General features: G+C 72.7%; 18 protein-coding genes. 9 read left to right on the top strand and 9 right to left on the bottom strand.

Going from position 1 to position 19,565, the window contains the following annotated elements:
* Nucleotides 1-48 precede the first annotated feature (48 nt).
* Both ABZW17_RS32455 and ABZW17_RS32450 read right to left on the bottom strand, forming a co-directional pair.
* Nucleotides 49-1,818 (bottom strand): MFS transporter, encoded by a 1,770-nt coding sequence (locus tag ABZW17_RS32455; protein WP_354822734.1) that lies wholly within the window; start codon nucleotides 1,816-1,818, stop codon nucleotides 49-51.
* 126 nt (nucleotides 1,819-1,944) lie between these two features.
* On the bottom strand, nucleotides 1,945-2,313 hold the full coding sequence (locus tag ABZW17_RS32450) for a hypothetical protein (protein ID WP_354822732.1): 369 nt from the start codon (nucleotides 2,311-2,313) through the stop codon (nucleotides 1,945-1,947).
* A gap of 244 nt (nucleotides 2,314-2,557) precedes the next feature.
* Here ABZW17_RS32450 and ABZW17_RS32445 point away from each other — a divergent pair, with 244 nt between their 5' ends.
* Nucleotides 2,558-4,075, top strand: a complete 1,518-nt coding sequence (locus ABZW17_RS32445; RefSeq protein WP_354822730.1) for a transcriptional regulator — start codon at nucleotides 2,558-2,560, stop codon at nucleotides 4,073-4,075.
* A 14-nt stretch (nucleotides 4,076-4,089) separates the two neighbouring features.
* Nucleotides 4,090-4,464, top strand: a complete 375-nt coding sequence (locus ABZW17_RS32440) for a hypothetical protein (RefSeq protein WP_354822728.1) — start codon at nucleotides 4,090-4,092, stop codon at nucleotides 4,462-4,464.
* Here ABZW17_RS32440 and ABZW17_RS32435 read toward each other — a convergent pair.
* Nucleotides 4,454-5,902, bottom strand: a complete 1,449-nt coding sequence (locus tag ABZW17_RS32435; protein WP_354822726.1) for a PLP-dependent aminotransferase family protein — start codon at nucleotides 5,900-5,902, stop codon at nucleotides 4,454-4,456. The two genes, ABZW17_RS32440 and ABZW17_RS32435, sit on opposite strands and share 11 nt — an antisense overlap.
* Before the next feature lie 28 nt (nucleotides 5,903-5,930).
* On the opposite strand from ABZW17_RS32435, the gene ABZW17_RS32430 reads away from it, so the two are divergent.
* Complete coding sequence (locus tag ABZW17_RS32430; RefSeq protein ID WP_354822724.1) at nucleotides 5,931-6,713, top strand: L-histidine N(alpha)-methyltransferase; 783 nt, start codon at nucleotides 5,931-5,933, stop codon at nucleotides 6,711-6,713.
* An 88-nt stretch (nucleotides 6,714-6,801) separates the two neighbouring features.
* Here the strand turns inward: ABZW17_RS32430 and ABZW17_RS32425 are convergent, their stop codons facing one another.
* Entirely contained in the window at nucleotides 6,802-10,047 is a 3,246-nt protein-coding gene (locus ABZW17_RS32425) for a tetratricopeptide repeat protein (RefSeq protein WP_354822722.1), read from the bottom strand.
* Nucleotides 10,048-10,288: 241 nt separating this feature from the next.
* On the bottom strand, nucleotides 10,289-11,017 hold the full coding sequence (locus ABZW17_RS32420; RefSeq protein WP_354822720.1) for an alpha/beta hydrolase: 729 nt from the start codon (nucleotides 11,015-11,017) through the stop codon (nucleotides 10,289-10,291).
* Nucleotides 11,018-11,064: 47 nt separating this feature from the next.
* On the opposite strand from ABZW17_RS32420, the gene ABZW17_RS32415 reads away from it, so the two are divergent.
* The 3 genes from ABZW17_RS32415 to ABZW17_RS32405 all read left to right on the top strand — a co-directional run bounded on the left by ABZW17_RS32415 (nucleotide 11,065) and on the right by ABZW17_RS32405 (nucleotide 14,039).
* Nucleotides 11,065-12,318, top strand: coding sequence for a cytochrome P450 (locus ABZW17_RS32415; protein ID WP_354822718.1), 1,254 nt, complete (start codon nucleotides 11,065-11,067; stop codon nucleotides 12,316-12,318).
* A complete protein-coding gene (locus ABZW17_RS32410; RefSeq protein WP_354822716.1) occupies nucleotides 12,318-13,211 on the top strand; it encodes a LysR family transcriptional regulator in 894 nt (297 codons plus the stop codon). Before ABZW17_RS32415 ends, ABZW17_RS32410 begins: the two co-directional genes overlap by 1 nt.
* Nucleotides 13,212-13,292: 81 nt before the next feature.
* Nucleotides 13,293-14,039 carry an SDR family oxidoreductase gene (locus tag ABZW17_RS32405; RefSeq protein WP_354822714.1) on the top strand — a complete coding sequence of 249 codons (747 nt, stop codon included), beginning with the start codon at nucleotides 13,293-13,295 and terminating at the stop codon, nucleotides 14,037-14,039.
* A 71-nt stretch (nucleotides 14,040-14,110) separates the two neighbouring features.
* On the opposite strand, the gene ABZW17_RS32400 is transcribed toward ABZW17_RS32405, so the two are convergent.
* Nucleotides 14,111-14,890, bottom strand: coding sequence for a DUF1295 domain-containing protein (locus ABZW17_RS32400; protein WP_354822712.1), 780 nt, complete (start codon nucleotides 14,888-14,890; stop codon nucleotides 14,111-14,113).
* A gap of 30 nt (nucleotides 14,891-14,920) precedes the next feature.
* Here ABZW17_RS32400 and ABZW17_RS32395 point away from each other — a divergent pair, with 30 nt between their 5' ends.
* The gene (locus tag ABZW17_RS32395) at nucleotides 14,921-16,132 is read left to right on the top strand and encodes a threonine synthase (RefSeq protein WP_354822710.1); all 1,212 of its coding nucleotides are present in this window, start codon (nucleotides 14,921-14,923) and stop codon (nucleotides 16,130-16,132) included.
* Here ABZW17_RS32395 and ABZW17_RS32390 read toward each other — a convergent pair.
* Nucleotides 16,129-16,482 (bottom strand): arsenate reductase family protein, encoded by a 354-nt coding sequence (locus ABZW17_RS32390; protein WP_354822708.1) that lies wholly within the window; start codon nucleotides 16,480-16,482, stop codon nucleotides 16,129-16,131. The genes ABZW17_RS32395 and ABZW17_RS32390 overlap by 4 nt on opposite strands.
* Nucleotides 16,483-16,535: 53 nt before the next feature.
* On the opposite strand from ABZW17_RS32390, the gene ABZW17_RS32385 reads away from it, so the two are divergent.
* Both ABZW17_RS32385 and ABZW17_RS32380 read left to right on the top strand, forming a co-directional pair.
* Nucleotides 16,536-17,129 (top strand): TetR/AcrR family transcriptional regulator, encoded by a 594-nt coding sequence (locus ABZW17_RS32385; protein ID WP_354822706.1) that lies wholly within the window; start codon nucleotides 16,536-16,538, stop codon nucleotides 17,127-17,129.
* Entirely contained in the window at nucleotides 17,126-17,746 is a 621-nt protein-coding gene (locus ABZW17_RS32380) for an enoyl-CoA hydratase/isomerase family protein (RefSeq protein WP_354822704.1), read from the top strand. Before ABZW17_RS32385 ends, ABZW17_RS32380 begins: the two co-directional genes overlap by 4 nt.
* A gap of 127 nt (nucleotides 17,747-17,873) precedes the next feature.
* Here the strand turns inward: ABZW17_RS32380 and ABZW17_RS32375 are convergent, their stop codons facing one another.
* Nucleotides 17,874-19,151 (bottom strand): DUF6596 domain-containing protein, encoded by a 1,278-nt coding sequence (locus ABZW17_RS32375; protein WP_354822702.1) that lies wholly within the window; start codon nucleotides 19,149-19,151, stop codon nucleotides 17,874-17,876.
* Between the two features lie 5 nt (nucleotides 19,152-19,156).
* Nucleotides 19,157-19,507: a YciI family protein gene (locus ABZW17_RS32370; protein ID WP_354822700.1), complete on the bottom strand. Its 351-nt coding sequence runs from the start codon at nucleotides 19,505-19,507 to the stop codon at nucleotides 19,157-19,159.
* Nucleotides 19,508-19,565: the final 58 nt, after the last annotated feature.

The raw sequence follows: 19,565 nt of genomic DNA, 5'->3' as shown, positions 1-19,565 counted from the left end.
CGGGAAAGCCGGGTGCCACCGCGGCACCCGGCTTCCGAAACTACCCGGTCAGCGTTCGCGGGAAGGCGACACCAGCTCGCTCGGCCCGGTGCCCGACTCCCCGGCCACGGCGGCCAGTTCCTCGCCCACCGACTCGCGGTCCCCGGGCCGCGCGTCCTTCGTCAGCAGCGACGCGACGGCGCCGATCAGGCACACCGCGATCGCGAAGCCGAACGCCACCGCCAGGCCGGACTGGAACGGGCCGGAGATCAGGTTCGGGAAGAAGCTGCGGCCGGTCAGGAACGACGCCTGGTCCGGCGGGAGGGCGGTCAGCTGGCCGCCCAGCAGCTGCTGGATCGGGTTGTAGCCCAGGAACGCCGCGAACAGCACCGCCACCGCCGGCAGGTTCGCCACCTGGGCCGCCGCCGCTTCGGGGACGCCGTGCGCGACCAGGCCGTCGTGCATCGTCGACGGGAGGCTGCTCGACAGGCCGGAGATGATCAGGCTGAAGAAGAAGCCGATCGACAGGACCATCGCCGCGTTCTGGAACGTCGTCATCATGCCCGCGCCGGAGCCGCGCGCGTCCGCCGGCAGGCTGTTCATCACCTCGGCGCGGTTGGGCGAGGAGAACATGCCCATGCCGATGCCGTTGATCAGCAGGATCGCCGCGAACGCCCAGTAGTCGAAGTTCACCGGCAGGATGATCAGCAGCAGGAACGTGACGGCCGTGAGGAACAGGCCACCCGAAGCGAGCATGCGGCTGCCGATCCGGTCGGCGAGGATGCCCGACGTCGGCGCGGCCAGCAGGAAGCCGACCGTCATCGGCAGCATGTAGATGCCCGCCCACAGCGGCGTCTGCTCGAACGTGTAGCCGTGCTGCGGCAGCCAGATGCCCTGCAGCCAGATGATCAGGATGAACTGCAGCCCGCCACGGCCGAGCGACGCCGTCAGGTTCGCGACGTTGCCCCAGGTGAACGACCGGATCTTGAACAGCGACAGCCGGAACAGCGGGTTGTCGACCTTCGACTCGATGATCACGAACGCGATCAGCACCGCGATGCCGCCGATCAGGCAGCTCAGCACCATCGGGCTGGTCCAGCCGGTCTGCGACGTGCCGTGCGGCTGGATGCCGTAGGTGATGCCGACCAGCACGGCGATCAGGCCGACGGCGAAGGTGATGTTGCCCCACCAGTCCATCCGCGCGTGCTTGCGGACGCCGGTGTCGTGCAGCTTGAGGTAGGCCCAGATCGTGCCGATCACGCCGAAGGGCACGGACACCAGGAAGATCAGGTTCCAGTCGACCGGCGCGAGCACCCCGCCGACGACCAGGCCGAGGAACGAGCCGGCGATGGCCGCGACGCCGTTCATGCCGAGCGCGAGCCCGCGCTGGTTGGCCGGGAAGGCGTCGGTGAGGATCGCCGAGGAGTTCGCCATCAGGAAGGCCCCGCCGACACCCTGCACGATCCGCCAGCCGATCAGCCACAACGCGGCGGCGTCGCCGTCGAACCAGGTGATGGCCAGCATGATGGAAGAAACGGTGAAGACGGCGAAGCCGAGGTTGTACATCCTCGCACGGCCGTACATGTCGCCGAGCCTGCCGAAGCTCACCACCAGCACCGCGGTGACCACGAGGAAGCCCATGATCATCCACAGCAGGTAGCTGGTGTTGGCCGGTTCCAGGGGGTTGATGCCGATGCCCTTGAAGATGTCGGGCAGCGCGATCAGCACGATCGAAGAGTTGATCGTGGCGATCAGCATGCCCAGCGTCGTGTTGGACAGCGCGATCCACTTGTACCGCGGCCCCAGTTCCGCGATCGAATACGTCCGGCGTTGCGCCACTGTGCAACCTCTCTGCTCGCAAAGTCCCTTAGCTAGGCTAAGCAACTTGCTTGCGTATGGCAACCAAGTGGCACATTCCCCTGCGAGAGCATGATCACACCGGCTTGACTGTCCTTTGTGGATCCTTTACCGATCGGGCCACATGGCGAGGACCTCGGCTCCGGCGTCGATGGCCAGGCGGTCCTGCATGGCGTTCTGGAGCAGGCTGTTCACAGCCAGGTGCCGAAGACTCGGCACGACGACGTGACGAGCACCGACGCGGCGGAGTTCGGCGATGAGCTCGTTGAAGCCCGCACGGGAGCCGCTTCGGAACTCGAAGAAGAAGCCGGCGAAGGACAAGCCCTCGGACTGGGCGAAGGCGATGAGGGCCTGCTCGAGACAGAGCATCTCGTGGTCCGGCACGTCGGCGGGGACCCGCAGGTAGCCGTAGGCCGAACGGATGGCCGACTCGTCGCGGGCGGAGGCCGGGAAAGCTGGAAGCGTTGCGCTGGTCATGCGGTCCTCGGGGGGTGCGCGTCGGGGAGGTGGACGCACCCCGGCGGCCAGGACGGATGACCACGGACAGCGACGAGCAGCGGGAGCCCGATCAGCTCCCGGTTGCCGCGGATCGGTCTGCCGGTCGCCGGAGTGCCTGGCGTTCACCCTGCTCCCGGATATCGCCGAAGATCATGACGGTCCGTGTATGACAGGTATGCACCGGACGCATGGAAACCAGGCGGTAGAGCGCATAGAGTGACCGTTGCCGTACCGGATGTCAGACCACATTGCCGAGGCCGCACAGATGAGCGTTTCCCGCGCCGCCCGCTACTGCCGTTGTGGTGCGCGCCTGGCGCGGGACAATTCCGCCGGCACCTGCGGTCCGTGCGGGCGCCGGACCAGGAATACTCTTGTCGGCGCCCCTGAGGTGCCGCCGGGTTTCTGGCAGACCGACGAGCTGCTGGACGCCCTCGCCGCCCGGCACATGGGCCGGGTCATCCACGCGTACCGCCGCAACCCGTGGCACGGACGGCCGCTGTCACAAGGAGTCGTCGCGGGCTGGGTCGGCATCGACCAGACGCAGCTCAGCCGCATGGAGACCGGCGCACCGTCCCAAGACCTCTCGAAGCTCATACAGTGGGCACGTGTGCTCCGGATTCCGGCTCGGTTGTTGTGGTTCGCTGTTCCTGGCGCACCCCCGTCCGCTCACTGTGCCGGGCTGCCCGGCCCATCCGCAGCGGACGCTGAGGGCGTGGACGAGGTGAACCGCCGCGAGCTGTTGCGTCTCGTCTCCATGACCGGAGCCCTTTTGGCCGTGCCTCCGCTCGACGAGCAGGTGGATTTCGAACGCCTCGAGCACGCCGGCACCACCGGTCGCCTGGATCTGACCGCTGCTGCCGAGTACGACCGGCTGAACGCGCGGTTGTGGCAGGTCTTCTCCCGGTCGAAATCCAAGCAGCTGGCGCTCCCGGTGGTGCGGAAACAACTCGGCGTCCTGACCACGGCGCTCCGGCAGCCGCAGACTTCTGCCGTGCGGCGACAGCTGTGCGTCGCCGCGGCCGACCTGTTCCAGCTGTGCGGCGAAATCTTCTTCGACAGCGACCAGTACACCGATGCCGCCCAGTGCTACGCCCTCGCGGCCGGCGTCGGCAAGGAGGCCGAAGCCTTCGACCTTTGGGCCTGCGCCATGACCCGGCACGCCTTCATCGGGGTGTACGAGCGGCAATTCGACCAGGCCGCCCCGTTGCTCGAAGGTGCCGCCGCTCTGGCCCGCCGCGGTGACCCGGACCTGTCCACCCGCCATTGGGTGGCGGCAGTCCAGGCCCAAACCCACGCGGGCCTCGGCGACTTGGCCGCTTGCGAGCGAGCGCTGGCCACCGCAGAAGAGGTTTCGGCCCTTGATGGCCAGGTGCGCAGCAGCGGATGGCTTCGCTTCGAGGGCTCTCGCCTGCCCGAAGAACGGGGAGCCTGCTACGTCGAACTCGGCCGTCCGGACCTCGCTGAAGCAACCTTGTCAGACGCCCTCTACCGGGATATCTCCCCTCGTCGCCGAGGTAGCGTCCTGACGGACCTCGCCACGATCGGCGTGCAGCGGCGCGACACCCACCAGCTCGTCACCTACGGCAGTGCCGCCCTCGACGTGGCGCGCCAGACCGGTTCCGCCGGGTACGTCGGCCGCAAACTGGCCGTCCTCCGCCCGCGGCTGGCTCCGTTCCGGGCCGACACGCACGTTCGCCACCTTGAGCAGGAAATCGCCCGGCTCAAGGCCGTTCCCGCCTGATGGAGGAGATCTCGTTGTCCGAAGAGCACGGCCGCATCTTCCGCGAAGCCTGGATCGCCGGCGTCATCAAGCACTATCCCGGTGAGCCCAAGCCCGGCTACATCGCGCCGTGGGACGAGACGCCCGACTGGGAACGCCAGAGCGCGGCCGCCGTTTACGACCAAGTAGCGGCCTTCATCCGAGCAACCGACGGCGCCGCCACGAAGCTGACTCGCGAGCAGAAAGGCCGGTTCGTCTCGTTGTGCTGGATCGGCCAAATCCTCAAGCACATCCCCGATCCCAAGCCTGCCTACGTGGCCGACTGGAACGACCTGCCGGATTGGCAGCAGCAGACGGACATGGAGATCTTCGAACGAGTCGAGCAGGAAGCCGGCGTCCTCAAGAAGTAACCAGCCGCCCCAGTACCGCGACGCCCTCCGCGATCTCCGTCGCCGTCCGGGCCGCGTAGCCCAGCACCAGGCCCGGCCGCCCCGGCACCTGCCGGTGCCACGACAGCGGCTGCACCTTCACCCCCTCCCCCAGCGCGGCCGCCGCCACCGCCACGTCGTCCACCTCGCCGTCGAACGTCACCGTCAGGTGCAGCCCCGCCGCCGCGCCGTGGACCACCGCACCGGGGAGGTCGGAAGCCAGCGCGCGGATCATCGCGTCGCGGCGGCGGCGGTGGCGGGCCCGGACCACCCGTAGCTGCCGCTCCAGCTCGCCCGTCTCCATCAGCCGGGCCAGCACCAGCTGGGCCAGCACCGCGTTCCCCAGGTCCGCGAACCGCTTCGCGGCGACGAGATCGGCGAAGAACCGCGGCGGCGCCAGGAGCCAGCCAACCCTCAGCGCCGGTGCCAGCAGCTTCGACACGCTGCCCATGTAGCAGACCTCCGGCAGCATCGACCGGACCGCGGGCACCGGCGCCCGGTCGTAGCGGTGCTCGGCGTCGTAGTCGTCCTCGAGGACGATGCCGCCGCCGGCCGCCCACTGCATCAGCTCGCGGCGGCGCTCACCGCCCAGGACCACGCCCGTCGGGAACTGGTGGGCCGGGGTCAGCAGCACCGCCGGGGCCTGCAGGGAAGCGACACGCACGCCGTCCTCGTCCACCGGGACCGGCGGGGTCGCCAGGCCGCAGTGGTGCAGGTGCTGGCGGGCACCCAGCGAACCCGGATCCTCGACGGCCACCGCATCGACGCCGTGCTGTCGCAGCACCTCGCCCACCAGCGTCAACGCCTGCGCGACCCCGGAGACCACGATGATCTCGCCCGGGTCGACGCGGATCCCGCGGTTGCGCGCCAGCCAGCGCGACACCGCCAGCCGCATCGACGGCGCGCCGCGCGGGTCGCCGTAGCCGAAGTGGGCCGGCTCGAGCTCGTCCAGCACCGCCCGCTCCGCACGCAGCCACGCCGCGCGCGGGAACGCCGTCAGGTCCGGGACGCCGGGGGTGAGGTCGATCCGGGCCGGGACCGCGCGGACCGCGTCGAACACCTCCACCCCCGGCACGGAGGTGATCACCGTCGAGGGCGGGCGGTCGGGCGCGGGATCCGGCGCGAGGACCGGCGCGGCGACCACCACCGTGCCCGCCCGGCCGCGGCCCGCCGCGTGCCCGTCGTCGATCAGCCGCTGGTACGCCTCGGTGACGACGCCCCGCGACACGCGCAGCTCCGCGGCCAGCACCCGGGACGCGGGCAGCCGGCCCCCGACCGGCAGCCGTCCGTCGGCGATCGCGGCGCGCAGCTGCCCGGCGAGCCAGTCCGCGAGCCCGCCCGGCGGTGCCTCACGGACGTCGAGCTGGAGGAAGTCCGATCCTATGGACCCCTCGGAGAGCGGCGTTTTGGCTCTGTCCATCGGGCCATTGTCGCAGGACGCTGGTTCCATGGACACCGCTTACGTGCACGGATACACCGAACCCGAGACCCGCCGCCTCGGCGACCAGGCCGACACCCTCGCCGAGCTCCTGCACGCCGGGACGGCCTACCCCGCGGGCAGCCGCGTGCTGGAGGCCGGCTGCGGCGTCGGCGCCCAGACCGTCCACCTCGTGGCCCGCAGCCCGGACGCGCACCTGACCGCGGTCGACGTCTCCGCCGCGTCGCTGCCGCAAGCGCGCACCCGGGTCGGCGGCGTCGACTTCCGGCAGGCCGACCTGTTCGACCTGGACGGCGAGTACGACCACGTCTTCGTCTGCTTCGTGCTGGAACACCTGCCGGAGCCGGAGAAAGCGCTGGCGCACCTCAAGACGTTGCTGCGGCCGGGCGGCACGATCACCGTCATCGAGGGCGACCACGGGTCGGCGTTCTTCCACCCGCGCAGCGAGCACGCCCAGGCGGCGATCGACTGCCTGGTCCGGCTGCAGGCCGACGCCGGCGGCGACGCGCTCATCGGACGGCGGCTGCACCCGCTGCTAAACGGCGCCGGGTTCGCCGGCGTCACGGTCGAACCGCGGACCGTCTACGCCGACGGTTCCCGGCCCGAGCTGGTCGCCGGGTTCACCCGCGACACCTTCACCGCGATGGTCGAAGGCGTCGGCGAGACGGCCGTCGCGCGCGGCCTCGCCACCGCGGACGGCTGGGCCCGCGGGGTCGCGGACCTGCACCGCACCACCGGTCCCGACGGGACCTTCCACTACGTGTTCTTCAAGGCCACCGGGAGCACACCGTGATCACCTGGCCCAGGCCCGCCGGCAGCGTCGACTTCGTCGACCGGGACCGCCAACGCGTCCGCAGCGACCTCGCCGCCCTCGAACCCCGTCAGCCCGCGACGCGCTCCAAGGCCGTCAGGTGGTTCCGGACCCGGATGGCGCCGGGCACGCGCTCCCCGGCGTAGCAGGCGAGGGCCCGTTCCCAGTGCTCGCGCGCGGCCTCCGGCTCGCCGAGTCCACTGTGGACTTCGCCGAGCCCGCCGTGCGCCCGGCCCTGTTCGGGACGGCAGCCCGTCTTGCCCGCCACGGCCAGGGCTTCGCGGTGGTACCCGAGCGCGTCCGCGGAAGCGCCGCGCGCGGCGGCGAGGTGGCCGAGGCTGTTGAGCACGCGGGATTCGACGCCCCGGTCGCCGCATTCGCGGGCCAGGCTCAGCGCCTCTTCGAGGTGCTGAGCCGCTTCCGCGTGGCGCTCCTGCGCCAGCCGGACGTCGCCCAGGTGCTTCAGCGCGACACTGCGGTTGGTCGGGCTGCCGGTCTCCTGCGCGATCTCCAGGGCCCGCTCCAGGTGGGCCGCGGCTTCGGCGTACCGGCCGCGCGCGTGCTCGATGTCGCCGAGGATGCCGAGGGCGTACCCCTCGCTCACCCGGACACCCATCGCGCGCAGGTGCTCCAGGCCCTCTTCCAGGACGCGGGCCGCTTCGTCGTGGCGGCCCAGCGCCGACATCGCGTCGGCCAGGTTGACCAGGGCGTACCCCTCGCCCGTGCGGTCGGCGATGTCGCGGGCCAGCGCGAGGGCCCCTTCGAGGTGGCCGATCGCTTCGCCGTACCGGCCGATGCCGCGGCAGGTGCAGCCGAGCACCACCAGGACCAGGCCTTCGCTGGTGCGGTCGCCGGACTTCCGGGCCAGCGCCAGTGCTTCCGTCGAATACCCGATGCCTTCGGCGAACCGGCCCAGCGCGCGGCAGACCAGGCCGAGGGTGTTGACCGCGTGGATCTCCGTGCGCCGGTCGCCGGTTTCGCGGGCGAGGGCCAGGGCCTCCTCCAGGTACCGCAACGCCTCCCGCGAGCGGCCGACGCGCCAGTGGCCGAGGGCGATCAGGATGAGCGGCTCGGCCTCGGCCGCCCGGTCGCCGGCGTGGTGGGCCAGCGCCGACGCGTGCGTGTGCAGGACCAGCGCTTCCTCGTGGTAGCCGCCGACGTCGAGGTAGTGCCACAGGATCCCGGACAGCAGCCGCAGGTGGCCGGGCCACCCGTGCCGCGTCGCGTGCGCGGCCACGGCCAGCAGGTTGCGGCGCTCGGCCTCCAGCCACGCCGGCGCGTCGATCACCTTGACGTCGGGTTCCGGCACGCGCGGCCGCAGGTGGCGTTCCTGCGGCAGGACGACGTCCATGGCCTGCGCGGCCGAGGAGACGTAGAAGTCGAACAGCCGCTCCTGCGCTTCGCGGCTCTCGGCGGGGTCCCCGGCCGCGAGCTCGGCGGCGTAGACGCGCAACAGGTCGTGCAGCTGGACGCGGTCTTCGCCGGTCTGCTGCGCGAGGTGGGCGCGCACCAGGCTGCCGGTCAGCCGTTCCGCCTCCGGCAGCGGGACGCCGGCGAGCGCGGCGATGGCGGGCGGTGTCAGGTCGCGGCCCGGGTGCAGGCCGCAGAGCCGGAACACGCGGGCGGCGGCGGACGCGAGGTGGCGGTAGGACCACGAGAACACCGCCCGGACCGCGGTCAGCGGGTCGCCGCCGCCGTCGAGCAGGTCGAGCCGGCGCCGTTCGTCGGCCAGCTCGGCGGACAGCGCGGCGAGCCGCTCCCCCGGCCGGCTCAGCGCCAGCTCCGCGACGAGCCGCAGGGCCAGCGGCAGCCGGGCCGAATACCCGATCAGGGCCGCGGTGGCCTCGGGTTCGTCGTCGACGCGCCGGCCGAGCAGCGCCCGGAGCAGGTCGCGGGCTTCGGCTTCGGTGAGCAGGTCGACGAGCACCCGCTTTGCGCCGTCGCGGGCGACCAGCCCGGGCAGCGCGTCCCGGCTGGTCACCAGCACCAGGCAGGACGGCGAGCCGGGCAGCAGCGGGCGCACCTGCCCGACCGAGCCGGCGTTGTCCAGCAGCAACAGCATCCGGCGGCCGGCGAGGGTGGTGCGGAACTTCGCGGCGCGCTCCTCCGGCTCGGCCGGGATGTCCGCGCCCGCGACACCGAGGGCGCGCAGGAAGCCGGACAGCGCGTCGCCCGGGTCGACCGGCCGGACCGTGCCGAAGCCGTGCAGGTCGAGGTAGAGCTGCCCGTCCGGGAACTCCCCGGGCGACCGCTGGGCCCAGTGCACGGCGAGCGCGGTCTTGCCGACCCCGCCGGTGCCCGAAAGGACGGCGATGCGCGCGCCCGTGTCGCCTTCGTCGCGACGCAGCAGCGCGTCCAGCTCGGCCAGCTGGGCGGCGCGGCCGCGGAAGCCGGGGACGTCCGCGGGCAGCTGGGCCGGCACCCGGGCCGGCGGCTCCGGGGCGGCGAAGTCCTGCCGGAGCACCTGGCGGTGGGCCGCGCGCAGCTCGGGGCCGGGTTCGATGCCCAGCTCCCCGGCGAGCCGCCGGCGGACCTCGTCGAACACGCCGAGCGCGGCGGCCTGGCGCCCGGACGCGGCCAGCACCAGCATCAGCTTGGCGTGCGCCGACTCGTTCAACGGCTCCTCGGCCGTCAGCACCCGCAGCTGCACCGCCGCGTCTTCGGGGTCGGCGGTCTCGGCGTAGGCCATCACGGCCTTGGCGCGCCGCATCGCGAGCGCGAGCCGGGCCGGGTGCTGGCGGAGCCGCCCGACGTCGGCGAGGGCCGGGCCGCGCCAGAGCGCGAGGGCCTCGCGGTGGGCGTCACGGGCGAGGAGCGCTTCGAACTCCAGCAGGTCGAGCTCGCCTTCGCCGGCGGCGAGCCGGTAGCCGCCCTTGTCCGTGGCGATGAGGTCGGCGGGCCGCAGCGCCCGCCGAAGCCGTGCGACGTAGGTGTGCAGCAGCTCCAGGCAGGACGACGGCGGCTCGTCCCAGACGACGTCGACGAGGTCCTCGCGCCGGACGGTCCGGTTCGGCTGCACGGCCAGCATGGCCAGCAGGAGGCGCTGCTTCTCGGCGCCGATCTCCACCGGCTCGGTGCCCCGCGTCACCGTCAGCGGGCCCAGGACGCCGATCCGCACCGGCTCCGGCGGGGCTTCGGCGAGCGCTTCGCGCAACCGCCGTTCGGTCTCGGGCCGGGGCCGCCGGACGCTGCCGAGCTCGGCGTTGCGCACCGCCCGCAGGCTCAGTCCCGCGCGCTCGGCGAGCTGGGCCTGGGTCAGGCCGGCGAGCACACGCCGGTCACGCAGCCACCCGGCGAACGACGGGCCTTCGTCCACAGGTGTCCTCTCCGGCGTCCCCCTGGCGGAACGTACCTCTCCAGCATCACGATCGTGCCGCCCGAGATGTACCACCGATCGGCGAAGATAACCGTTTCCGCAGGTACCGAGGGTGACCACGGCGAAGGTCCGCAGTACAGGCGCTCGTCCACCACGCCTTCCTAGGCTGTGCCGTGTCCGGTGGTGGCGAGGGGTTCGAGGAGCAGCCGTCGCGTGGGGTACGACGGCTGCACCCGGACCTTCAGACGCCGAAGCGCTGCAGCAGGGCACGCACCGCGGCCGGGTCCTCGACGTGGGCGTTGTGCCCGAGTCCGGCGAGCGTGACGGCGTCGGGATCGAGCGCCCGCAGCTGCTCCGGACGGCTCATCGGGTCGTTCTCCCCCGCGGCGAGCACGACCGGGCAGCGCGCCCCGGCCAGCAGGGCCGGCATGTCCGGTGCGCCGAGGCCGAACGCGGCCGGGTCCATCGCGAGGCGCCAACCTCCCTCGGTCTCGCGAAGCCCGGCCGGGTCGGTCGGCGCGATGCCGAGCAGCCCGGACACCTTCAGGTAAGCCTGCTCGGCGTCCGCCAGCGTCTCGAACACCCGCGACGGCTTGGCCGCGAACGAGGCCGCGCGGTTCAGGTCGTCCTGGCTCCACTCGACCTTCACGCCGAGGGCCAGCACCCCGGCGACCTCGACGTCGTAGCGGTCGGACGCCAGTTCCAGCGCGAGCACCCCGCCGAGCGAGTGGCCGGCGACGACCAGCGGCCCGCCGTCCGGCAGCGCCCGCGCGACCGCCGCGGCGAGCGTCGCGAAGCTGTAGTGCGGCAGCGGCGCGGACGGGCCGTGGCCGGGCAGGTCCGGCACCAGGACGCGCCGGTCGAGCTGGACGGCGAAGTGGTCCCAGACGGCGCCGGTCGCGCCGAGGCCGTGCAGGAGGAGGACGGCCGGCTCGCCTTTGCCGCCGATGCGCATGTTGAGCGTGTCCATCCGCGCAGCCTCCCAAACTGTCGGTGGCCGCGGCTAGGGTCGGGCCCGTGACGATCACCGATCCGGAGACCTACGTGCGAGGGGTCCCGTACGACGAGCTGGCGCGGCTGCGGCGCGCCGGCCCGGTGGTGCGCGTCGACGACTTCTGGGCCGTGCTCGGCCACGCCGAGGTGCGGCGGGTGCTGCGCGACCCGGGAGTGTTCTCCTCGCAGCTCGGCGGAACGCAGATCCGCGACGCGGCGGACCTCGCTTACGTGCGCCGGATGATGCTGAACATGGACCCGCCGGAGCACGGCCGGCTGCGCGGGCTGCTCACGAAGGCGTTCACCCCGCGGGCCGTCGCGAAGCTGACGTCGCGGATCGAGGCGTGGGCGCGGGAGCTCGTCGCGGCGGTCGCCGGGCGCGGCGAGTGCGACTTCGCGCAGGTGGCCGCCGATCTGCCGCTGCGCACCCTGGCCGGGGTGTTCGGCGTGCCGGACCAGGACCGGCGGCTGATGTACGACTGGAGCAACCGGGTGATCGGCTACCAGGACGCCGAGTACGCGGTGAGCTCCACGGTTTCCGTTTCCGAGGTGAGCGAGCTGGCCCGGGCCGCGCTCGCCGTCCGGCCGTCGCCGGGCCCGGACGGGTCGATGCCGGATCCGCGGACGCGCGCGGGCATGCCGGATCTCTACGCGTACGCGAACGCGTTGGGCGAGTACAAACGGGAGCACCCCGGCGACGACGTCATGAGCAACCTGATGCAGCACGTCGGCGACGACGGCGGGCGCGTCTCGCTCGCCGAGTTCGAGAACCTGTTCTGGCTGTTTTCCGTGGCGGGCAACGAAACCCTGCGCAACGGCCTGCCGGGCGGGCTCTTCGCGCTGCTGTCGCACCCCGCGCAGTACCGCCGGCTGCTGGCCGACCGGTCGCTGCTGCCCTCCGCCGTCGAAGAGATGCTGCGGTGGTGGACGCCGGTGGTGCACTTCCGGCGCACGGCGGTTTCGGACGTCCGGCTGTCCGATGTGGACATTGCCGCCGGGGACAGGGTGGTGGTCTGGTTCTCGTCGGCCAACCGGGATCCGTCGGTGTTCCCCGACCCGGACACCTTCGACATCGGCCGCACCCCGAACGACCACCTCACGTTCGGCCACGGCCCGCACTTCTGCCTCGGCGCGCACCTCGCGCGGGTGCAGATGCGGGCGATGTTCGACGCGGTGCTCGACGAGCTCGGCTTCGTGGAGCTCGCCGGGGAGCCCGTGCGGCTGCGGTCGAACTTCCAGAACGGCCTCAAGTCGCTGCCGATCCGGTGGGGCGGCTGATGGAGATCCGGGAGTTGCGGGCGTTCGTCGCGGTGGTCGAGGCGGGCGCGATGTCGAAGGCGGCGCGGCAGCTGCACGTGAGCCAGCCGGCGCTGTCCCAGACGATCACGGCCCTCGAACGGCGGCTCGGCGTCCGGCTGCTGGTGCGCACGAGCACGGGGGTCCAGGTCACCGACGCCGGGACGACGCTGCTCGGCGAGGCCCGCGCCGTGCTGGCCCGCCACGACCAGGCGCTGGCGGCCATGGCCCGGCACACCGCGGACGGCGGCGGCGTGCTGCGCGTCGGCGTCCCCCTGGAACTGCCGCCGGAGCTGCTGCCGTCGGCGCTCGCGCGGCTGCCGGACACGCGGGTGCAGGCGCGGCACCTGTCGTCGGTGGCGCAGGTGGCCGCGCTGCGGGCCGGCGACCTGGACGTCGGGCTGGTCCGGGAACGCCCGGCCGGGCCCGACCTGGACGCGACGCTCGTGGTGACCGAGGACGTGGGTGTCCTGCTGGCCGCGGACCTGGCGGAGAAGCTCGGCTCGCCGGTCCGGCTGGAGGAGCTGGCCGGGCTGGAGTGGTTCGCCTTCCCGCGCGCGGGCAGCCCGGCGTGGTACGACGAGCTGGCGGCGATCCTGCGCAGCCACGGCCTCGACGTCGGCCCGGAGGTCCCGGAGGAGCAGCGGCTGATCGTCGAGCTCAAGATCCCGGCGGTCAGCGCGGGCGGGGCGTACGCGTTCGCGCCGCCCGAGTGGCCGTACCCGCTGCCGGACACCGTGCGGTGGGTGCCGCTGGCCGGGCACCCGATCGTGCGGCGGACCTGGGCCGTGTGGCCGGCGGCGTCGCGGCGGCGGGACGTGGCGGAGTTCGTCGCGGCGCTGGAAGACCATCGGCGAACCGGATCGGAGGTATAAGGAGGGCCGAACCCTTGGCCGGAAGTCCTTCCCCGGCGCCGCGCTTGCACTCTTCGGAAGCGATTTCGAAGGAGCAGAGCGATGAGTGCAGAACTGTCCGGGTCGACGGCGCTGGTGACCGGCGGGACGAGCGGCATCGGCCGCGCGACGGCGGTGGCGCTGGCCGGGCTCGGCGCCCACGTGGTGCTGTCCGGCCGGGACGCCGGCCGCGGCGCCGAGGTCGTCGAGACGATCCGCGCGGCCGGCGGCAAGGCCGACTTCGTGGCGGCGGAGCTGACGGACGCCGCGTCGGCGCGGTCACTCGCCGACCGGGCGCGCGAGGTGGGCGGGCCGATCGACGTGCTGGTCAACAACGCCGGAATCTTCCCGACCGGGCCGACCACGGACTTCCCGGAGGCGGACTTCGACGCGGTGTTCGCGACGAACGTGAAGGTGCCGTTCTACCTCGTCGCGGCGCTGGCGCCGGAGATGGCGGCACGCGGCCGCGGCGCGATCGTGAACGTGTCCACGATGGTGGCGCTGCGCGGCATGGCGGGCATGGCGGTGTACGGCGCGTCGAAGGCGGCGGTGGAGCTGATGACGAAGGCGTGGGCGGCGGAGTTCGGGCCCTCGGGCGTCCGGGTCAACGCGGTCAGCCCGGGCCCGACCCGCACCGAGGGCACATCGGTCTTCGGCGAGGGCTTGGACGAGCTCGCGGCGGCGGGCCCGGCGGGCCGCGTGGCGGCCCCGGAGGAGATCGCGGCGGCGATCACGTTCCTGGTAACGGGCGAGTCGAGCTTCGTCCAGGGCGCGATCCTGCCGGTGGACGGCGGCCGCGCGGCGGTCTGAGGTGCCCGCGGGACGGCGTCACCGCAGGAAGGCGACGCCGTCCCGGGGCGGGCAGCCGCCGGCGACGGCCGTCATCCGCGGACCGGCCACGGGACCACCGCCGACGTCCGCCGCTGGTAGTCGGCGTACTCCGGGTAGCGCGACTTCGTGATGCTCTCGGTGAACCGCGTCGAGCCGACGAACAGCAGCGTCAGCAGGACCGCGCCCACGACCGTCCACTGCAGACCGCCCGCGACGACGCCGAACGCGGCGACCGCCCACCACTGCGCCTGCTCGAAGAAGAAGTTCGGGTGCCGCGAGTAGCGGAACAACCCGCTCTGCAGGAACCGCGACGGCGCCCGGCCCGCGTGCTTCTCCCGGTGGAACTCCCACTGCTGCTGGTCGGCGACCGTTTCCCCGACCAGGAACGCGGCGAAGATCAGCGCGACGAGGACGTCCGCGGCCCCGAAGCCGCCGGGGTGCTCCAGCGCGGTCAGCGCCGGGAGCGTGATCAGCAGCAGGATCGCGTTCTGGTACAGCGAGATGAAGAAGAAGTTGAAGACCTGGAACTGCCACGGCGCCATCCGCTCGCGCAGCACCGCCCACCGGTAGTCCTCGCCGCCGGGCGCATAGCCACCCTTCCGGGCGAAGTTGAAGGTCAGCCGGATCCCCCACAAGGTGACCAGCGCGAACAGCACGTCGAGCCGCGGGTCGGCGAACCCGGCCGCACCGGCGAAGATGCCCACGTAGGCCACCGGCACGATCGACCAGATCCGGTCGACCCAGGAGTACTCCCTGGTCAGCACGGACACCAGCCAGGTACCGACGGTCACCCCGGCGAAGACGTACAGGCACACCCGCAGCGCGTCCATGCCCTCACTTTAGGACCTAGGATCGGCGTCGTGCCGTATTCCTTCCTCAGCCGCCTCGAGTGCTCGCGAACCGGCGAATCCGTGGACGCCGACGCCGTCCGGGGCCTCTCCCCGGCGGGCGCGCCGCTGCTCGCGCGGTACGACCTCGACGGCGTCCGCGAAGCCGTGAGGCCAAAGGAGATCGCCGGGCGGGAGCCGACGCTGTGGCGGTACCACGAGGTGCTGCCGGTGCGCTCGCCCGAGCACGTCGTCAGCCTCGGCGAGGGCATGACGCCGTTGCTGCGGCTGCCGCGCCACGGCCGCGAACTGGGGCTGTCGCGCCTGTGGATGAAGGACGAAGGGCTGGTCCCGACGGGCACGTTCAAGGCGCGCGGGGCCGCGGTCGGCGTTTCGCGCGCGGCCGAGCTCGGCGTCCGCGGGATCGCGATGCCGACGAACGGCAACGCGGGTGCGGCGTGGGCGCTGTACGCGGCGCGCGCGGGGCTGTCGAGCCTGATCGCGATGCCGGCCGACGCGCCGCCGATCACCCTGCGCGAGTGCGTCGCCGCCGGCGCCGAGCTGTACCGGGTGGACGGTCTCATCGGCGACGCGGGCAAGCTCGTCGCGGCGGCGGTTCCGCGTCGCCCGGGCGTGCAGGACGTTTCGACGTTGAAGGAGCCGTACCGCATCGAGGGCAAGAAGACGATGGGGTACGAGATCGCCGAGCAGTTCGGCTGGCGGCTGCCGGACGTCATCCTGTACCCCACCGGCGGCGGTGTCGGCATCATCGGGATCTACAAGGCGTTGCTGGAAATGCGGGAGCTGGGCTGGGTTTCCGGTCCGCTGCCGCGGCTGGTGGCGGTGCAGGCGGCCGGGTGCGCGCCGATCGTCACGGCGTTTTCGCGCGGGGCAAGGGAAAGCGAGCCGTTCCCGGACGCGCGGACGGTCGCCTTCGGCATCACCGTGCCCAAGGCCCTCGGCGACTTCCTAGTGCTCGACGCCGTGTACGCGACGGGCGGCACCGCGATCGCCGTCACCGACGAGGAACTGCTTGCGGCACAGCGGGAGCTGGCCGAGCGCGAAGGCGCCTTCGTCTGCCCGGAGGGCGGCGCGTGCTTCGCCGCGCTGCGGCACCTTCGCGAGTCTGGCTGGCTTGAGGGCGACGAAGACGTCGTCGTGCTCAACACCGGCGCCGGGATCAAGTACCCGGAGACGGTGCCGCTGGACGTCCCGCTGCTCGCGAAGACCGACGCGATCCCCTAGAGGACCGAGCGCACCGTTTCCGGGTCGCGGGCCACGGCCGCGGTGCCGTCGTCGGCCGTGATGATCGGGCGCTGGATCAGCTTCGGGTGCTCGGCCAGCGCGTCGATCCAGCGGGACCGGTCGTCCGGCGTGCGGCCCCACGTCTTGAGGCCGAGGTCCTTCGCGACCGGCTCGGCGGTGCGCGCGATGTCCCACGGCTGGAGGCCGAGGCGCTTCAGGACGGCTTCGAGCTCCGCCGCCGTCGGCGGGTCCTCGAGGTAGCGGCGCACGGTGTACTCCGCGCTCGCTTCGTCCAGTATCGACACCGCCGACCGGCACTTCGAGCACGCCGGGTTGATCCAGATCTCCACGGGCGCAGCTTACCGCCCTGGTTTTGGAGCACGTGTTCTGTTACGGTCGCGGCATGCCCCGCCCCCGCGTCCACGACCTCGACGCGCTCCTCGACGTCGCCGAACGGCTCGTCGCCTCGTCTTCCGAGGTGACAGTGCGTGGCCTGGCGGCCGCCGCGGGCGTCCCGAACGGGACGATTTATCACGCGTTCGGGTCGCTCAGCGCGGTGCTGGCCCGGGTCTGGCTGCGCGCGGCGACGGCGTTCCTCGACCTGCAGACGTCGCTGGTGGATCAGGCCGCTTCGCCGGTGGAGGCGATCGTCGCGGCGGCCGACGCGCCCGCCGCGTTCGCTTCGATCCGGCCCGACGGCGCGCGGATGCTGCTCAAGGTCCGGGGCGACCGCCTGTTCGGGCCCGAACTGCCCGACGAGCTGGCGGACGAGCTGCACGCGGTGGACAAACGCCTGGTCGCGCTGCTGGTGCGGCTCGCCCGGCAGCTGTGGGACCGCGGCGACGGCGTGGCCGTCGACGTGATCACGACCTGCGTGGTCGACCTGCCGACCGCGTTCTTCCGGCGTGACATCACCGATCCCCTGGTGCGGGAGAGGCTGGCCGCCGCCGTGCGGGCCGTGCTGACCGTGCCCCCACGAGAAAAGGACCGACCGTGACCGTTTCCGTGCTCGATCTGGGCGACGACGAAAACCGGTTCTCCCCGGACTGGCTGCAGCGCGTCCATTCCTTTTTGGACGGTGTCGAAGGCGCCTTGGTGACGACCGGCGGCGGCAGGTTCTACTCGAACGGCCTCGACCTCGCATGGCTGACCGCCCACGGCGACCAGGCATCGGCGTACGTCGCGGAGGTCCAGGAGCTGTTCGCGCGCGTGCTGACGCTGCCGGTCCCGACGATCGCGGCGATCAACGGCCACGCGTTCGGCGCGGGCGCGATGCTGGCGATGGCGCACGACTTCCGCGTGATGCGAGCGGACCGGGGCTACTTCTGCTTCCCGGAGGCGGACATCGACATCCCGTTCACCCCGGGGATGGCGGCGCTGATCCAGGGGAAGCTGACGCCGGCCGCGGCGGTGGCGTCGATGACGACGGGCCGCCGGTTCGGCGGCCTGGAGGCGGCGGAGATCGGGCTGGTGGACGAGGTCGCGGCCGAGGGAGACGTGCTGAAGGTGGCAAGCGAACGGGTGGCGGCGTTGGCGGGGAAGAACCGCGGAACGCTGGGCGCGATCAAGGCGACGATGTTCGCGCCCGCGGTGGCGGCGCTGCGGGGCGCGTAGGCCTCCGGCCCCCGGTTTCCAGCTTACCGGGGGCCACCGACAGTTTCGGGCGGCTGCCAGCGGAGAAGCAGGGCTGAAGGCGCCCCGCACCCCTGCGGCAGGTCTCGCCAGTTACCCCGCACGTGTGCTACTGCTCTTCGCTCAACCCGTCCACCTCGGCCAGCCGCCCGCGCAAGTGAGCTCGCTCCGGCTCGGTTCCCGCCAGCTGCAGCGCCTCCCGATAAGCCTCCACCGCTTCCGCGTGCCGGCCGAGGCGGGACAGCAAATCTCCCCGGGCCGCCGAAAACGGGCCGTAGCCGCGCAATCGCGGCTCCTCCGTCAGTTCGTCCAAAAGGGACAAACCCGCCGCCGGGCCGTCGCGCATCGCCACGGCCACCGCTCGGTTCAGCTCCACCACCGGGGAGGGCGCCAGGCCGCGCAGGACGTCGTACAGCGCCACGATCTGCGGCCAGTCCGTGCCCGCCACGTCCGGGGCCTCGTCGTGCAGGGCCGCGATCGCCGCCTGGACTCCGTACAGTCCCGGGGGGCCGCCCGACAGCGCCGTCACCACCAGGGCCGCTCCCTCCTCGATCATCGCGCGGTCCCAGCGGGTGCGGTCCTGGTCGTCCAGCAGCACCAAGCCGCCGTCGGGGTTCGTGCGGGCCTCGCGGCGGGCGTGGACCAGCAGCATCAGCGCCAGCAGGCCCGCCACCTCGCGCTCGGCCGGCAGCAGCCGGCGCAGGATGCGGGCCAGGCGGACCGCCTCCTCCGCCAGGTCGAGCCGCTGCAGGGCCGGGCCCGAACTGGCCGCGTATCCCTCGGTGAAGATCGAGTAGACGACCTGGAGCACGCCCGGCAGCCGGCCGGGCAGCTCGGCCGCGTCCGGTACGCGGAACGGGATGCGCAGCGTGCGGATCCGGTTCTTCGCGCGCACGATCCGCTTGCCCATCGTCGCGCTCGGCACCAGGAACGCCCGCGCCACCTCCGGGGTGGTCAGGCCGGCGAGGCAGCGCAACGTCAGCGCCGTGCGATCCTCGGCGGACAGCGCCGGGTGGGCGCAGGTGAAGAACAGCTGGAGCCGCTCGTCCGGGAGCTCGCCGCCGTCGGCGGGCGGGGCGGGCGCCGCGCGCTCGGCCTCGACCTGCAGCACCGCGAGCCGGGCCGCGTAGGCCTGGTCGCGGCGCAGCCGGTCGACCGCCCTGCGCCGGGCCGTCGTCATCAGCCACGCGCCCGGCTTCGGCGGTACCCCTTCGGCGGGCCAGCGCACCAGCGCGGCTTCGATCACCTCCGACGTCACCTCTTCGGCCAGGTCGAGGTCGCCGAACCGCCGGACGAGCGCGGCCAGCAGCAGCCCGCGCTCCTCCCGGAACACCGCCTCGAGCGTCAGCCGAGGTGCCGCCCCGGAACCCTCGCCCCGCCCCGCCACCGTCGTCAGCCCTGGTAGTCGGCGAGGGGCCGCACCACGATCGACCCGCCGTCCTGCGACCCCGGGCAGCGCGCCGCCCAGTCGAGGGCGACGTCGAGGTCGGGCACGTCCACGACGAAGTACCCGCCGAGCACCTCCCGGGTTTCGGCGAACGGGCCGTCGGTCACGACGCGCTCGCCGCGGTCGTCGACCCGGACCGTGGTCGCCGTGGTGAAGTCGGCGAGCGGGCTGCCGTAGCAGTAGACGCCCGCCTCCTGGATCTCCTTGTAGAACAGCTGCCAGCCCTCGGGCGTGCAGCCGCCGACGGCCTCGCCCTCGGCGTTCAGGCTGGCGTTGATCAGCATCAGGTACTTCATGGTTCCTCCCTGGCTCGGTTGCCGTTCGCCAGTACTACGAACGGCAACCGGCCCGTTG

This window comes from Amycolatopsis sp. NPDC004625 (assembly GCF_040609695.1).
Taxonomy (GTDB): domain Bacteria; phylum Actinomycetota; class Actinomycetes; order Mycobacteriales; family Pseudonocardiaceae; genus Amycolatopsis.
The sequence above is the reverse complement of the archived record's forward strand: the minus strand, read 5'-3'. Positions and strand labels throughout refer to the sequence as shown.